A 15,124-nucleotide genomic window follows, 5' to 3' on the forward strand; every position below is an offset into this window, starting at 1 on the left:
TTAAAATACGTTAATTAAAGAAACTATCCACAAATTCATATTTATTAAACACCTGTAAATCTTCAATCCCTTCTCCTACACCAATGTATTTCACTGGTATTTTAAACTGGTCACTAATACCAATTACAACGCCACCTTTCGCAGTACCATCGAGTTTGGTAACTGCTAAAGAAGTAACCTCTGTAGCTGCAGTAAATTGTTTAGCTTGCTCAAATGCATTTTGTCCAGTCGAACCATCTAATACTAATAAAACATCGTGAGGTGCATCACCAATCACTTTTTGCATGACACGTTTTACTTTGGTGAGCTCGTTCATTAAATTCACCTTATTATGTAAACGTCCTGCAGTATCTATAATAATAACATCTGCATCTTGGTTTACTCCAGATTGCAAAGCATCAAAAGCAACACTTGCTGGATCACTTCCCATATCCTGTCGTATCATGGGTACATCAACGCGATCTGCCCAAACTTGAAGTTGATCTATTGCCGCAGCTCTAAAGGTGTCTGCAGCCCCTAAGACCACTTTAAACCCTTTCTTTTTAAATTGATAGGCTAGTTTTCCAATCGTAGTTGTTTTACCAACACCATTAACACCCACGACCATCAAAACATAAGGTGTTTTTGAACCATCGGCTTGTTTTGGTAACTTTGGAATTACATACTCAGTCTCTTCACCAGAATTAGTTTCAGATAACAATCCAGCAATTTCTTCACGTAAAATGGTATTTAATTCTGAAGTTCCTAAATATTTGTCCTTGGAGACACGTTCTTCAATGCGTCCAATAACTTTTAATGTGGTATTAACTCCAACATCACTGGACACTAAAATTTCCTCTAAATTATCTAAAACGTCATCATCAACTTTAGATTTACCCGCTACTGCTTTATTTAATTTTGAGAAAAACGATGTTTTAGATTGCTCTAACCCCTTATCAAGGGTTTCTTTTTTTTCCGAAGAAAATATTTTTTTAAAAAAACTCATTCGTTGTACATATTTACAAGTTCTAGTCAAATGTCAAACCTAAAAAATATCTGCTATTTTGTCACGTCTTGCTCAAATATAGACATAAAAAAACTGCTTTCAAACATGAGAGCAGTTCATAATCAAACATAAAATGTTTAATTTATTTCTTGTTTAAAAAACCATCAACAAATTCTGGTGCCATTACTGACTCCACAAACATGTAAGCTCCCGTTTTTGGTGATTTTACCATTTTGATCGCTTTTGTAAGCCTCTTGGAAGAGGTTTGTAATGATGCTACTGTTTTCTTTGCCATGACTGTTATGGGTGTTATTTAAATTTTTCCTAAGAAAAATTCGAATTATTATTTTATCTCTTTGTGAAGTGTCATACGTTTTAGAACAGAATTAAATTTCTTAATTTCCATTCTATCTGGCGTATTCTTCTTGTTTTTTGTAGTAATGTAACGAGATGTTCCTGGTTGACCAGACTCCTTGTGCTCTGTACATTCTAATATAACCTGTATTCTATTTCCTCTTTTTGCCATTGTACGTGAATTTAACGCGTTACGCTATTATTTTAAAAATCCTTTGGACTTCGCTTCTTTTATTGCAGCAGCAATACCAATTTTATTGATGGTTTTTAATGCTGAAGTCGATACCTTTAAAGTTACCCACTCATTTTGTTCTGGAATATAAAAACGCTTTTTGATTAAATTCGCGTTGAATTTACGCTTTGTTTTATTCATCGCGTGAGATACGTTGTTTCCAACCATCGCTTTCTTTCCAGTAAGTTCACAAACTCTTGACATTTCTTTCTAACTTTATATGATGTTATACTGTACCTATCCTCTAATATCGCTTATGGATATTTTTAAACAGGGTGCAAATTTAATAAAACTTTGCAATACAGGCAAACTAAAACTGTTACTTTTTTAAAATTTCTTTCTGTACCATTTCAAAGGCTTTATTTGCAGCTTTATTAATGACTTTAACACGATGATTTCCAAAACTAAATTTTTCAGAATACACATCATTTTTGGTAGCGATAGCAATATATACGATTCCTAAACCTTCTGCAGTATCATCTGTTGTTGGCCCAGCATTACCTGTTGTTGCGATCGCAAAGTCTGTATCAAACAACTGCAATACATTTTTTGCCATAGCTTCTGCAACCTCTCCGCTTACGACAGTATATTGATCAATTAGGTCTTCGGACACTTTAAGCACATTAACCTTTGCCTCTTTCGTATAGCTTACAATGCTTCCCTTAAAATATTTTGAGGCTCCTGCATTTGCAGTAAAACGTTCTGCCAATAATCCGCCAGTACAACTTTCTGCTGTTGCTATAGTTTTTCGTTGCTCAGTAAGATGCGTACCAATAATAGCTTCTATAGACAAATCTTCCTCATAACCTGCAAATATATCTTCTATTTGAGGCAATAATAATTGGATTTGCTTTTCCATTTCGGCTTGAATAACTAACTTATCATTTCCTTTTGCCGACAGTCTCAATCTAACGCGACCTAAGCTTGGCAAGTATGCTAATTTGATAAAGTCTGGTAATTCATCCTCAAATTTCTCAATACGCTCAGCCAATGAACTCTCACCTAAACCGTAGGTTAAAAAGGTTTTGTGCTGTATGTAAGGAAATTTAAAGCGGGCTCTTAATTTTGGAATAACCTCGTCATCAATGAGTGCTTTCATCTCATATGGAACACCTGGCAGCGAAATAAAAACCGTATTATTCCTTTCTAACCACATGCCTGGAGCGCTTCCGTATTTATTCATCAAAACATCAGCCTTTGATGGCACTAATGCTTGATCTAGATTAACTTGCATTACAGGCCTCTTGACATAAGCTTCCCATAAATGCTCAATATTTTTTCTTACTGAAATATCTTCCTTTAAGGTATCGCCAAAATAATCTGCTATCGTTTTTTTAGTAATATCGTCTTTTGTTGGCCCTAAACCTCCTGTAATAATGACAATATCTGCATTAGATTCTGCTTCAGAAAAGGCTTTTAAGATATGGGTTCGATCATCTTGAACAGATGTAATTTGATATACTGAAACACCAATTTTATTAAGTTGTTTTGCTATAAATGCTGAATTTGAATCAACAATTTGGCCAATGAGAATTTCATCACCAATGGTAATAATTTCTGCTATCATTATAAATCGAAATCTTCTTTAATTTCTGCACTTGCTTGACTTACTGCAGCTAAAACCAATTCTAATTCGCGAGAACAGTCCTCTCCTGCTTTCTCCAATTTCCCCCAGTCTTGAACTACAATAAGGTCCTCTAATACACCAAGTTCAAATAGATCTATGGTTGGTTTCATTTTGTGAGCTGCCTGGTAAGTATTGTAATAATCACTTTCGGCTACTGCTTTTTTGAGTCGTTCTGCATCCTCTGGCACTTCTCCTAAAAAGGCTTCTGCAAGCGCTTTGATGAATTCCATATCATTATCTGCCAATTCCTTTACTCTATGTAATTTGTAATGTTGTTCCATTATTTAACTGTAATTGAAAACAATTGTTTGTCTTCTATAAATCCTTTTAAACGATCATTGGCAATTACTTTGCCAACTCCTGCGGGTGTTCCGGTAAATATAATATCTCCAATCTTTAAAGTAAAATATTTTGAGACATATTCTATAATTTCATCAATTTTCCATAGCATTAAGCTCGTATTTCCCTTTTGAACAATCTCTTCATTCTTTTTCAAACTAAAACCAAGGTTATTGATGTCGTTAAAATCTTTCTTCGGAAGCCACTCGCCTATAACTGCTGCACCATCAAAAGCCTTTGCTTTCTCCCATGGCAGTCCTTTCGCTTTTAACTGCGCTTGCACATCACGTGCCGTAAAGTCGATTCCTAATCCAATGTCGTCATAATATTTATGAGCAAACTTCTTAGCGATATGTTTTCCTACTTTATTGATTTTTACTAGAACTTCAACCTCATGATGCACATCATCTGAGAAGTCTGGGATAAAAAAAGGCTGTTTCTTTAGTAGAATAGACGTATCAGGTTTTAAAAACACAACTGGATCTGTTGGTTTTTCGTTTTCTAATTCTTTTATATGGTCTGTGTAGTTACGACCTATGCAAATTAACTTCATTAGTATTGCTTGTTTTTTATCGCAAAGGCTCAAATGCGCAAAGCTCACTCAAATGTATATTCTGGATTTAACTTAGCTTATTATTGAAAGCTCTTAACTTAATCGCAGTTAAAACCTTTTTAGTATACAAAGGAAAATCTGCATTAAGTAACCATCCAAAATAACCTGGCTCTTTATCTAAAACCTCTGTCACTAGTTTCCCTTTATGCTTTCCGAAGGAAAAACACTCAATACCCTCTTTATTATAGATGATGAATCCCGCAAAATCTGCAAATTTCTTACGCGAACTAAATTCTGCTAAAAAATTAGAATCATTTTCCAATTCTGCATACCTATCCAACTGCGCTTTCAATACTTCATAAGTTGCCAAAGTATCCGCTTCTGCGCTATGGGCATCTTCTAGGTTTTTATCACAATAAAACTTATAAGCTGCACTCAAGGTACGTTGCTCCATTTTATGAAAAATGGTTTGAACATCAATAGACTGCATGTTTTTCATATCAAAATCCACTTCTGAACGCAGCATTTCTTCTGCTAGCACAGGGATATCAAAGCGGTTAGAATTAAAACCTCCTAAATCACAATCCTTTATCATTTGATACACCTCTTTTGAAATGTCTTTGAAGGTTGGTGCATCTGCAATATCTTCATCAGAGATCCCATGAACTAATGTCACTTCCGGTGGTATAGGAACTGTTGGGTTTACACGTTTTGTATACGTTTCTTCTTTTCCGTTAGGGTGAACTTTCAATATAGAAATTTCAACGATTCTGTCGTTCGTGATATTAATTCCTGTTGTTTCTAAATCAAAAAAACAGATGGGTTTATTTAAATTAAGTTGCATCTTTTAATATTCATATTTTTACAAATATACTTTTAAATTTGATTAATTTTATTCAATTATTATCAGAGATTATGCGCCTTACTTTAGTTAGTATTTTTTATTTAATGCTCCCTCTTGCTTGTTTTTCACAAATAAGCAGCAATCCATACGTGACATTAGTGGAAAAAAAATCAGGTAAACGTCTACAGTTATTTGCAAAAAACACAGATTCAATTCCATATGCTGTTTTTTTACGTGTGACCACAAAAGACTATAGAAGAACAAGTAAGCGTCCTGTATTAAAAGAAATTCCAGGCAACTCAACACTGCTATTAAAAACGCTTATTGTATTAGATGGCAAGGAAGGTCGTTATGATACGACATTTATTGTTAATGAAGTAACTACCAGTTTAACAATGAGAAAAACTCATGATCAATTTAATCTTAAAATTAATGCTGCTAAATTGGAAAAGACTATTTTGATGTATTCAAACTCAAATTGTGAGTTATGCAATCAAGCCATCGAGATTCTTGAAGACAATGCTTTTAATTTTGAGAACTACAATCTTGAAACTAACATCGAAGTTTCTGAGTCTTTAAAATCTGAACTCGATATCTCATCACTCCAGGATCTTAAATTTCCAATTCTAAAAATTGAAGATCAAATTTATACCAATGTTGATAGTCGCAAGAAATTCATTGAGATTTTAAAAGTATACTTTGAATAAATATATTATTATTCAAATTCAAATTGATCTTCACTAAAAAAAAAGAGGATAAAAGCCAACGAAACCTCATTAGAGACCAGTTAAAAACGGGTGCTTCTGCACAGCTACCCAAACCATAGTTAGTGGCAGCTATAGCACTAAAACGAATCATCATAATAACAACCTATTTAACAAAATTTGGAAGATCATATTGAAAATGAGATGATTAAACAGGTCTTAAAGGAAGATATAATTTTAGAATTATGTTTTTAGTCGATATAAATCTAGGTTTCGCATTCTCAAATTAAAAAACGACCTTACGCCCATTATTAATCATAACTCGCTAGCTAACAGTAACTAAGTCACATACCATTATGAAAATCAAATCCAATCGTATTGAATCTATTGATCTTTTAAGAGGCCTCGTTATGATCGTAATGGCATTAGACCACGTGAGAGATTATACTAACACTGGTTATCTTTACAGTGATCCATCAAATATGGATACCACAACTCCAGCACTTTTTTTCACGAGATGGATTACTCATTTTTGTGCTCCTGTTTTCGTGTTCTTAGCTGGGACTTCAGCCTTTTTATATGGTTCTAAACAATCTTCAAAAAAAAATCTAGCGAAGTTTTTGTTCACTCGCGGACTATGGCTGGTCTTTATAGAATTAACTGTTGTCAATTTTGCCTGGACTTTTGATATTGGTTTAGGTCTGCATATTTTTCAAGTAATTTGGGCCATTGGTATTTGTATGATGTTTATGGCTGCATTAATTTATCTGCACAAAAAAACACTGTTAGTACTTGGTTTTATAATTCTCATTGGTCATAATCTTTTAGATGGTATTACAATGCAAGGTAATAACCCGCTATCCATACTATGGTATTTCATACATCAACAAGGTTTTCCAGAGTTCAATAATGGAGAAAGTACATTGTTAATAGCTTATCCCTTTTTGCCTTGGTTAGGTATTATGATTCTAGGCTACTGCTTTGGCCATTTTTACAAGCGAGACTTTGATGTCAAAGTCCGTAAAAAATGGCTACTCTATCTTGGACTAGGAGCTGTTGCCCTATTTATAGGCCTTCGATATATTAACATCTACGGAAATCTGACACCTTGGAGTGATCAAAAAGGCGGCATATATGCATTGATATCATTTTTAAACACCACTAAATATCCACCATCATTATTATATACATTGATGACACTTGGTCCAGCAATGCTTTTTTTATACGCTATTGAATCTATCAAAAATTGGTGCACTAATTTTTTGGTCGTGATAGGTCGCGTTCCGTTTTTCTACTACCTTATACATTTATACCTTATTCATCTAATAGGGTTTATAGGGCTTAGCCTTTTAGGCGAAAACTGGAAGGAATTAATATTTACACCTCAGCGATTTAATAGTGGCTTTCTAGCTAATAAAGGTTTTGACTTATGGGTCACTTATGTTGTTTGGATAGCTGTAGTTATTATGCTCTACCCACTATGCAACATGTACATGAAATACAAAGCCAATAATAAAGACAAATGGTGGTTGAGTTATTTATAAATTTCAATACTGCAAAAAGAAAAAGCACAATCCAAGGATTGTGCTTTTTTGTATCCATAATCTCCTGTATTTACAGGAGAAGTATTAAATCTCTCTATTAGAATCCCAAGCCTCTAAATAGTCTTTAACAGCTTTCACAAACTGGCCACCAAGCGCACCATTGACAACACGATGATCATAAGAGTGTGATAAGAACATTCTATATCTAATTCCAATAAAATCGCCTTCCGGAGTCTCAACAACCGCAGGCACTTTTCTAATCGCACCTAAAGCTAGAATCCCAACTTGTGGCTGATTAATAATTGGTGTTCCCATAATACTGCCGAAGGTACCAACATTTGTAACGGTATATGTTCCTCCAGCGATATCGTCTGGTTTTAACTTATTATCTCTTGCACGACCAGCCAAATCATTCACTTTTTTAGTCATCCCAACTAAGTTTAATTGATCTGCGTCTTTTATCACTGGCACAATTAAATTACCGTTTCCTAAAGCTGCTGCCATACCTAAGTTGATATGTTTTTTCTTAATTATCGTATCCCCTTGCAATGAAATATTCATCATTGGAAAGTCACGCAATGCTTTTGCAACTGCTTCCATGAAGATTGGTGTAAAGGTTAGGTTTTCACCTTCTCTTTTATAGAAGTCATCTTTCACCTTTTTTCTCCAATTCCATATTTTAGTTACATCTGCTTCAATAAAACTCTGAACATGAGCTGATGTTTGTACAGATTGAACCATGTGATGCGCCACCAATTTGCCCATTCTAGTCATTTCTATAATTTCATCGTCTCCACTAGCAACAATAGGTGCAGCTTCTTTTTTATGCTCTACTACTTTTGCTGGAGCTGGTGTAGCTTTTGGAGTATCTTGAATAACTTCTTTAGTAGGTGCTGGTTGCAATTTTCGATTATCTAGGTGTACAAGAATATCGTTTTTAGTAACGCGACCATCTTTTCCTGATCCAGTTATACCATCCAATTCTACTTGAGAAATTGCTTCTTGTTTAGCGATGTTTCTAACTAATGGTGAATAAAAACGATCACCTGAACTCGCTACTGGAGCTGTAGATTCTTTAGCTGCTGTAACCGTTTTGGCTACCTCAGCAGCTGCAATAGGCTCTGGCGTAACTTCTTTTATTGGTTCAGATTTGGTTGCTGTTGTTGACCCTCCATTTTCTCCACTAATTTCAATTATAGCAATAGTTTGTCCTACTTGAACAACATCATCAACTTCAAATAGCTGCTCTATCAAAACACCCTCTACTTCACTTGGCACTTCGCTATCAACTTTATCTGTAGCAATTTCAAAAACTGCTTCATCAACGTCAATAGTATCACCAATATTCTTCAACCAAGATGTTATTGTTGCCTCTGCAACACTCTCTCCCATTTTAGGAAGCTTTAGTTCAAATTTTGCCATATCTGTAATCTAGCGTCTATATTTTGTTAGTTGGTTGCAAAATTAATTAAAAATCAACACATTTGTTGCGATTATTTCAATTAATTATTATCAAAAGATATAATGGCTCCTCTACTTTTAGAGCTATTGCTTCCGAGGATAAAGTTAGAATTTTTTGGTAGAATTTTGAAGGTAGCGCTACAATTTTTAGGTGTATTCGAAATGATTTCGATAATTGACCTGAAACTAAGATGATTATTATCTAAAATATACTCCGTATCATCTTTGTATTCCTCCATACTTGATTGCAAGATTAATTGATGTTTCAAAGTCTGCGCTAGGTGTTTATTAATTTCCGAAGACAACAAAACATAATTCTTATTCTTCTTTATTTTATGATTTAAGGAGTTCTGAAACAATGGTACCAATTTTATACCTAACCACACTAATGCATCAAATGCAGTATTAGATTTAAAATGCTTAGAATAAAAAATCTGCATCGCTCCATAAAAGCGTTTCGCATACACTTGATCTTTTAAAGTGCTTTCTCCCTTATAATGTATTATAGACGCTGCACCATAATACATATTGTCATAACCTGCTTGATTTATTTTATAAGACAAATCTATATCTTCACCATACATAAAATAATCTTCATCAAAACCTTTAACCTCTTCATAAACCGACTTACGAAGAAACATAAAAGCACCTACAAATACGGTTACTGGACCAATACTGTTCTCATTGAGTTCTTTTGCGTAATATGAACTGGTCAATCCTAACATTTTTTTAATGGCGACGGTTGGTGTTGGAACTTGACGCTTGCTTTCTGGTAAAAATCGCCCTTGACCATCTATTAATCGACACCCTACGATGCCTATATTTTTTTTCTCTTCGGAAAATTTTAGTAAGGTCACAAACGTATCTTCAGCGACGACAGTATCTGGGTTAAGAATACATATATACTGACCTTTGGCCTGCTTTACTGCTATATTATTACCTTTTGAGAATCCGTAGTTTTCAGAATTCTCTATTAATTTTATCTTTGGAAATTGGCGTTTTACCATGGCACAGCTATCATCTTTAGATAAATTATCAATGACGATGATTTCAGAATCAATATAAATTAAAGCTTCCTCAACACTTTTAATACAAAGCTCCAAGAAATGGCGCACATTGTAATTTAATATGATGACAGATAGTTTCAAAGGTTAGTTACGATTTTAAAGACGCCTCAAATGGGATTCTATTAATAATACTTCTACCAAGAGTGACTTCGTCTGTGTATTCAAGTTCATTTCCTACTGAAATCCCTCGAGCAATCGTAGATGTTTTTACGTCACAACCTTGAATTTGTTTATAGATATAAAAATTGGTGGTATCCCCTTCCATTGTAGAACCAAGCGCAAAAATAAGTTCTGTAATTGCACCTTGCTTAACCTTTTCTACCAAAGAATAAATATTTAACTCATTAGGACCTACACCATCCATGGGTGATATTTTCCCACCTAAAACGTGGTATAACCCTTTAAATGAGCTTGTATTTTCAATAGCCATAACATCTCTAATATCCTCAACGACACATACAATATTTTCGGTGCGATTTGGATTTGCACAAATATCACATATATCTGTATCACTTATATTATGACAGCTTTTACATAATTTTATTTCAGTCCGCATTGTATTTAATGCCTTAGTAAAATCAAGTGTTTGCTCCTTTGGCTGTCGTAACAAATGTAATACTAAACGCAATGCTGTACGTTTACCAATACCTGGTAATTGTGACATTTCATTGACTGCGTTTTCTAGTAATTTAGAAGAAAATTCCATAGTTGCGAATTTACAATATGTAAAGCAATTTCAAATGGCTTTACATGAAAAAACCACCATTATAAAACAAATGGCGGCTCTTTTATTTTTGAGAATTTAAAATTATTCTATAATTAATTTCTTAGTTACAAAGCCAGTAGGGTTATTAATTTTAATGAAATAAATACCAGAAGCATAATTAGAAACATCTAATTTTGTAGGTTGAGAAATATCGATGTTTTTGGTGAAATACATAAGTTTACCAAGCGCATCGAATACTCTTACTGATACTAAATCTGTCTTATCCCATTGCAAGGTGACTTGGTTTTTTGCTGGATTTGGATAGACTACAAAAGAGTCTAATGCAAACTCATCTACACTTAATGTCGCATCGAACAACTCTGAAGCCCAAAGCCCCCGACCATAAGTTCCTGCATATAATTTACCATCAACTGTATTGACTTCCAATTCACTAATATTAACATTTGGTAACCCGTTACTAAAAGGTTGCCACTCTGTAAAGGTATCATCAATATAATAAACTCCGTAATCCATACCTAGATATAAACCATTTTCCTCGTTATTACCCCAAGCCAATGCTTGAGCACTAAAGTTTGGCAAATTAAGTTTGTAAGACGTCCAGCTGTTACCTCCATTTGAAGACACGTAAACTCGCTGAGCTCCCGTTGTAGCTATGGCCACCTTGTTTGGATTTGTAGGATGTATTGCAATTGAGTTTATAGATCCTGAAAACCCACTAATAGAACTCCAAGTTGCCACTGTGCCAACAAATGAGTTTCTATATAAATTTGAACCTCTTGCAGCAAATTGATAATTACTAGAAGAAGGTGCTATTTTTAAATGGTTAATATTTGGTCCAAAATCTTGAGATACGCTTATCCAACTATTACCTCCATTTGTAGATTTATAAACCTCATCATAACCTGCATAAATCACATTGGGTAAAATAGGGTCTTGTTCAAATGGTGTTACCCAGTTTCCCGATTTTCCATCTGGACTACTTATACCAGATATACTCAAACCACCATTAAATGATTTATAAAGGGTTCCAAATTGAGAGGTACCGTAAATAATATCAGAGTTATCCTTATCAATAAAACCTTCCATACCATCTGCTCCTAACCAATCTGTCCAATCTCCATTAACATTCATTACTGATGAACCATTATCTTGTGATCCCCCAGTAGCAACAACAGGGTTTGTTTGACTAATTCCTATTTTATAGAATTGACGAATACCCATTCCTGTAGTTAAATCTTTATAATATTGACTATTTACAACAGTAGGGTTTTCAGCAACAAAAAGGCCGCCATCACTACCAACATATAATTTATAACCGTCTATAGGAGTTCCAACAAATTCTAAAATATCAATATCTGCATGACAGTACCCAATATTTTGACCATTCGCATTTCCAGGTGTCCATTGTGATGTAATAGAAAAATTTAGCCCTCCATCTGTTGACCTCCAAGAATTAACACCTGCTATATGTACATCAAATGCATCTAAAGGATTCACGGCAATATCCATATCCCTTGGCGCTTGCCCAACACCAACATCACCGGGGTCCTGTGAATCAGAACTATAACCAAAATAATTTTTACCAGTATGACTCAGCGTTGTAAACGACACTGAAGAGTTTATAGACTTATATAAATTTCCAAAAGATCCATTATCTGCTTCTAAGACATACACCATTTCTGGATTGTTTTCTGAAACTCCAATCATTTTTGGTCCATTACCAAATCCTGTAAGCCCAGTCCATGTATCACCAGAATTAGTTGAAACGAAAAAATCATTTCCTGTTGCATAAATTGTACTATAAAGTCCGTCTGGTTTAAACTCTAAATCATAACCTGTTGGTATTACGGGCAATATTTTAGTCCAATTTACTCCTGCATCTGTAGATTTATAGAGCCCTCCACTCTGCACTGAACAGTACATTTTATTTGTATTTGAAGGATCAATAAGGATTTTATTGACATCTCCATTTCCTGTATCTGCTAATAAGTTCCATGTTGCTCCGCTATCAGTAGACATAAAAATAGTACCACTAGTAGAACCCCAATAATACGTTGTATTAATTGTTGGATGTATAGTTAAAGAAGAGACGTTAAGGTTTGATAAATTATCTGTCAAAACTGTCCAGCTTAAACCGGCATCTGTAGATTTCCAAACGCCTCCTGTATTTGCACCAGCAATGATATGATTAGGATTAGTAAGCTCTATTGCTACCGAAGTTATTCGTCCAACTCCAGGATTCCAACCGCTAGTTGCATTCCAAGATTCTGGTCCCAATTGCTCCCATGACCCAACTGCAGTTCTTGCTGAAGAGTAGCTCTCATTTAGATAGCTATTGTAGTTTTCTAACTCTGTGAAATAAAAATCTGGAGATGGTAACATTCCGTTTTCGTTCATTTGACGTAACGCTTGATACTCCCAACGTTTATATGGCTTAAACCCTCTACCGCGGGCTGTACCTACTTGATCAAAATGCGCTTCAGCAACTATTTGAACATCTTGAACTGTGTGCGTTCCTTCAGAAATCATCTGCTTGTAATCTTGAGAGAATACAGTACAAACAGACAATAAAAATACAGGTAGTAGGTAATTAGTTTTCATTTTAAATATTAATTAATTTGAGTTGAACAATTATAAATATTTTATAGCACTAATCTCCAATTGAGAAAAGCGCATAATTCATTAGAAATTACTTAATATTGTTTACAATTTTTTTACTAAGGTAAGACATTTCAAATAAAACCCTGTTAAAACACCCTATATGTCGACGAATGTCATCATTTTACTCATACTAGCCTATTTTAGTGTACTGATTCTTATTTCTTATCTCACAGGAAAATCATCTGGAAATACAGCTTTTTTTAAAGCTGACAAACAATCACCATGGTACGTCGTCGCTTTTGGAATGATAGGCGCGTCACTCTCTGGTGTCACATTTATTTCTGTTCCAGGCTGGATTGAAGCATCTCAATTTAGCTATATGCAAGTTGTACTTGGCTACATTATTGGATATTTGGTTATTGGAACAGTCCTTCTTCCTTTGTATTACAGATTAAACCTTACTTCCATCTACACGTATTTAGAAACTAGATTTGGAAATTACGCTTATAAAACAGGCGCTTCTTTCTTTTTAATTTCGAGAATTATTGGTGCTAGTTTTAGATTATATCTCGTCGCAAATGTTTTACAAATCATATTATTTGATGATTTAGGGGTTCGTTTCTGGCAAACCGTTACTATTACGGTTTTACTAATATGGTTATACACTTTTAAATCTGGCATAAAGACTATCGTTTGGACAGATACTCTACAAACGTTATTTATGCTCATAGCAGTTGGTGTAGGTATTTATTTTGTAAGTGATTCTCTAAATATTCAAGGCGGAAATATTTTAACGTATGTTCTAGATAGTGACCTCTCTAAAGTCTTCTTTTTTGAGGATTATAAATCTGCAAACTATTTCTGGAAACAGTTTATCTCTGGCGCATTTATAGCTATTGTAATGACAGGATTAGATCAAGATATGATGCAGAAAAATCTTACTTGTCGCTCATTAAAAGATGCGCAAAAAAATATGTTTTGGTTTACTATTGTTCTCACTGTCGTAAACTTTGTGTTCTTAAGCTTAGGACTTTTGCTTACTGTCTATGCGCAACAAAACGGTATTGATGCCCATAAAGATGATTTATTTCCAATTTTAGCCAAAAACCATTTAGGCACCACGGTATTTGTGTTTTTCTTATTAGGCTTAATCGCTGCTGCATACAGCAGTGCAGATAGTGCTTTGACATCATTAACAACTTCTTTTAGTATTGACATCTTGGATATTGAGAAAAAATATTCCGAAGAAAAGCAAGTCACTATTAGAAAACGAATTCACATTGCCATTTCTGTAGTACTTATTTTAGTAATTATAGGATTTAAATATATCGTACAAGATGAAAGTGTGATTCAAAAACTCTTTGTATTTGCAGGATATACTTATGGACCATTACTAGGCCTCTATGCTTTTGGACTTTTTACTAAATGGAACGTTAAAGATAAGCTCGTGCCAATAATTGCTATATTATCTCCTATTTTATCGTATCTAATAAGTGTAAATAGCTTAAAATGGTTTGGTTTTGAGTTTGGTTTCTTTATTTTGATTTTAAACGGATTCTTAACCTTCTCAGGTTTAGTATTGATTCGTAGACAATAATACTAAAGTACAAGACTCTTCAAAATAGATCCCCTCTTGTTTCAATATATTTTGAAACTCAGGATTCTCTGTTCCTGGATTAAAAATAACACGCTTTGGATGGAGTCCAATGATATATTCATAATACTCCTTTTGACGTTCAGGGTTAAGATATAAAGTCACTGTATCAATATCCTTATAAGGGATTAAATGAGTATCTATGTCTATCCCTGCAACTTGACCTTCTCTTAAGCCAAAAGCAATAACATCATGGTTGTAGTTGGTCAATTTATTAATTACAATATTAGAATAGCGCTCAAGTTTTAAAGAAGCGCCAATAACCAAAGTTTTCTTACTCATATCATTGTATTTACAACAAACTTAAGACTACAAATTAGAATATAGCCTCCAGAATGTTAAAATCAAGTTAAGAATATTAAAAGCAGTAACAATACAAGGAAACCATCGTCTATAAAATAACAACCCGTTTAAATCAATCAATCAATCAAT

At 34.2% G+C, this 15,124-nt stretch carries 16 protein-coding genes; 3 read left to right on the forward strand and 13 right to left on the reverse strand.

What is annotated here, in order from left to right; genetic code table 11:
* Positions 1 to 10: 10 nt before the first annotated feature.
* The 8 genes from ftsY to ACJAZK_RS13235 all read right to left on the reverse strand — a co-directional run bounded on the left by ftsY (position 11) and on the right by ACJAZK_RS13235 (position 4,934).
* On the reverse strand, positions 11 to 985 hold the full coding sequence (gene ftsY / locus ACJAZK_RS13200) for a signal recognition particle-docking protein FtsY (protein ID WP_415224419.1): 975 nt from the start codon (positions 983 to 985) through the stop codon (positions 11 to 13).
* Between the two features lie 142 nt (positions 986 to 1,127).
* Positions 1,128 to 1,280 carry a DUF4295 domain-containing protein gene (locus ACJAZK_RS13205; protein ID WP_084142326.1) on the reverse strand — a complete coding sequence of 51 codons (153 nt, stop codon included), beginning with the start codon at positions 1,278 to 1,280 and terminating at the stop codon, positions 1,128 to 1,130.
* 48 nt (positions 1,281 to 1,328) lie between these two features.
* Entirely contained in the window at positions 1,329 to 1,511 is a 183-nt protein-coding gene (rpmG, locus tag ACJAZK_RS13210) for a 50S ribosomal protein L33 (RefSeq protein WP_028872792.1), read from the reverse strand.
* Between the two features lie 27 nt (positions 1,512 to 1,538).
* Positions 1,539 to 1,775, reverse strand: coding sequence for a 50S ribosomal protein L28 (gene rpmB, locus ACJAZK_RS13215; protein WP_028872791.1), 237 nt, complete (start codon positions 1,773 to 1,775; stop codon positions 1,539 to 1,541).
* A 115-nt stretch (positions 1,776 to 1,890) separates the two neighbouring features.
* On the reverse strand, positions 1,891 to 3,138 hold the full coding sequence (locus ACJAZK_RS13220; RefSeq protein WP_415224420.1) for a competence/damage-inducible protein A: 1,248 nt from the start codon (positions 3,136 to 3,138) through the stop codon (positions 1,891 to 1,893).
* Positions 3,138 to 3,479, reverse strand: coding sequence for an Hpt domain-containing protein (locus ACJAZK_RS13225; protein WP_415224421.1), 342 nt, complete (start codon positions 3,477 to 3,479; stop codon positions 3,138 to 3,140). Before ACJAZK_RS13225 ends, ACJAZK_RS13220 begins: the two co-directional genes overlap by 1 nt.
* Complete coding sequence (locus tag ACJAZK_RS13230) at positions 3,479 to 4,090, reverse strand: fumarylacetoacetate hydrolase family protein (RefSeq protein ID WP_415224422.1); 612 nt, start codon at positions 4,088 to 4,090, stop codon at positions 3,479 to 3,481. The genes ACJAZK_RS13225 and ACJAZK_RS13230 overlap by 1 nt, the downstream gene beginning before the upstream one ends.
* Before the next feature lie 67 nt (positions 4,091 to 4,157).
* Complete coding sequence (locus tag ACJAZK_RS13235; RefSeq protein WP_415224423.1) at positions 4,158 to 4,934, reverse strand: exonuclease domain-containing protein; 777 nt, start codon at positions 4,932 to 4,934, stop codon at positions 4,158 to 4,160.
* Positions 4,935 to 5,092: 158 nt separating this feature from the next.
* Here ACJAZK_RS13235 and ACJAZK_RS13240 point away from each other — a divergent pair, with 158 nt between their 5' ends.
* Positions 5,093 to 5,641: a glutaredoxin domain-containing protein gene (locus ACJAZK_RS13240; RefSeq protein WP_415224424.1), complete on the forward strand. Its 549-nt coding sequence runs from the start codon at positions 5,093 to 5,095 to the stop codon at positions 5,639 to 5,641.
* 353 nt (positions 5,642 to 5,994) lie between these two features.
* Complete coding sequence (locus ACJAZK_RS13245; protein WP_415224425.1) at positions 5,995 to 7,182, forward strand: DUF1624 domain-containing protein; 1,188 nt, start codon at positions 5,995 to 5,997, stop codon at positions 7,180 to 7,182.
* An 84-nt stretch (positions 7,183 to 7,266) separates the two neighbouring features.
* On the opposite strand, the gene ACJAZK_RS13250 is transcribed toward ACJAZK_RS13245, so the two are convergent.
* From ACJAZK_RS13250 to ACJAZK_RS13265, 4 genes are all read right to left on the reverse strand, one after another.
* Positions 7,267 to 8,604: a dihydrolipoamide acetyltransferase family protein gene (locus tag ACJAZK_RS13250; RefSeq protein ID WP_415224426.1), complete on the reverse strand. Its 1,338-nt coding sequence runs from the start codon at positions 8,602 to 8,604 to the stop codon at positions 7,267 to 7,269.
* A gap of 80 nt (positions 8,605 to 8,684) precedes the next feature.
* A complete protein-coding gene (locus ACJAZK_RS13255; protein ID WP_415224427.1) occupies positions 8,685 to 9,791 on the reverse strand; it encodes a glycosyltransferase family 2 protein in 1,107 nt (368 codons plus the stop codon).
* A gap of 7 nt (positions 9,792 to 9,798) precedes the next feature.
* Positions 9,799 to 10,416, reverse strand: coding sequence for a recombination mediator RecR (recR, locus tag ACJAZK_RS13260; RefSeq protein ID WP_415224428.1), 618 nt, complete (start codon positions 10,414 to 10,416; stop codon positions 9,799 to 9,801).
* Between the two features lie 102 nt (positions 10,417 to 10,518).
* Positions 10,519 to 13,038, reverse strand: a complete 2,520-nt coding sequence (locus ACJAZK_RS13265; protein WP_415224429.1) for a VPS10 domain-containing protein — start codon at positions 13,036 to 13,038, stop codon at positions 10,519 to 10,521.
* Positions 13,039 to 13,198: 160 nt separating this feature from the next.
* On the opposite strand from ACJAZK_RS13265, the gene ACJAZK_RS13270 reads away from it, so the two are divergent.
* On the forward strand, positions 13,199 to 14,635 hold the full coding sequence (locus ACJAZK_RS13270) for a sodium:solute symporter (RefSeq protein ID WP_415224430.1): 1,437 nt from the start codon (positions 13,199 to 13,201) through the stop codon (positions 14,633 to 14,635).
* On the opposite strand, the gene ACJAZK_RS13275 is transcribed toward ACJAZK_RS13270, so the two are convergent.
* Positions 14,612 to 14,974, reverse strand: coding sequence for a CoA-binding protein (locus ACJAZK_RS13275; RefSeq protein ID WP_415224431.1), 363 nt, complete (start codon positions 14,972 to 14,974; stop codon positions 14,612 to 14,614). The two genes, ACJAZK_RS13270 and ACJAZK_RS13275, sit on opposite strands and share 24 nt — an antisense overlap.
* Positions 14,975 to 15,124: the final 150 nt, after the last annotated feature.

Source organism: Psychroserpens sp., assembly GCF_047633235.1.
Lineage (GTDB): Bacteria > Bacteroidota > Bacteroidia > Flavobacteriales > Flavobacteriaceae > Psychroserpens.

Excerpts from the sequence above, each read along its gene's own strand:
- ACJAZK_RS13220 (WP_415224420.1), bottom strand. The coding sequence starts at position 3,138 with ATGATAGCAGAAATTATTACCATTGGTGATGAAATTCTCATTGGCCAA.
- ACJAZK_RS13270 (WP_415224430.1), top strand. The coding sequence starts at position 13,199 with ATGTCGACGAATGTCATCATTTTACTCATACTAGCCTATTTTAGTGTA.
- ftsY (WP_415224419.1), bottom strand. The coding sequence starts at position 985 with ATGAGTTTTTTTAAAAAAATATTTTCTTCGGAAAAAAAAGAAACCCTT.
- ACJAZK_RS13235 (WP_415224423.1), bottom strand. The coding sequence starts at position 4,934 with ATGCAACTTAATTTAAATAAACCCATCTGTTTTTTTGATTTAGAAACA.
- recR (WP_415224428.1), bottom strand. The coding sequence starts at position 10,416 with ATGGAATTTTCTTCTAAATTACTAGAAAACGCAGTCAATGAAATGTCA.
- ACJAZK_RS13275 (WP_415224431.1), bottom strand. The coding sequence starts at position 14,974 with ATGAGTAAGAAAACTTTGGTTATTGGCGCTTCTTTAAAACTTGAGCGC.
- ACJAZK_RS13205 (WP_084142326.1), bottom strand. The coding sequence starts at position 1,280 with ATGGCAAAGAAAACAGTAGCATCATTACAAACCTCTTCCAAGAGGCTT.
- ACJAZK_RS13230 (WP_415224422.1), bottom strand. The coding sequence starts at position 4,090 with ATGAAGTTAATTTGCATAGGTCGTAACTACACAGACCATATAAAAGAA.
- ACJAZK_RS13245 (WP_415224425.1), top strand. The coding sequence starts at position 5,995 with ATGAAAATCAAATCCAATCGTATTGAATCTATTGATCTTTTAAGAGGC.
- ACJAZK_RS13250 (WP_415224426.1), bottom strand. The coding sequence starts at position 8,604 with ATGGCAAAATTTGAACTAAAGCTTCCTAAAATGGGAGAGAGTGTTGCA.
- ACJAZK_RS13225 (WP_415224421.1), bottom strand. The coding sequence starts at position 3,479 with ATGGAACAACATTACAAATTACATAGAGTAAAGGAATTGGCAGATAAT.
- rpmB (WP_028872791.1), bottom strand. The coding sequence starts at position 1,775 with ATGTCAAGAGTTTGTGAACTTACTGGAAAGAAAGCGATGGTTGGAAAC.
- rpmG (WP_028872792.1), bottom strand. The coding sequence starts at position 1,511 with ATGGCAAAAAGAGGAAATAGAATACAGGTTATATTAGAATGTACAGAG.
- ACJAZK_RS13265 (WP_415224429.1), bottom strand. The coding sequence starts at position 13,038 with ATGAAAACTAATTACCTACTACCTGTATTTTTATTGTCTGTTTGTACT.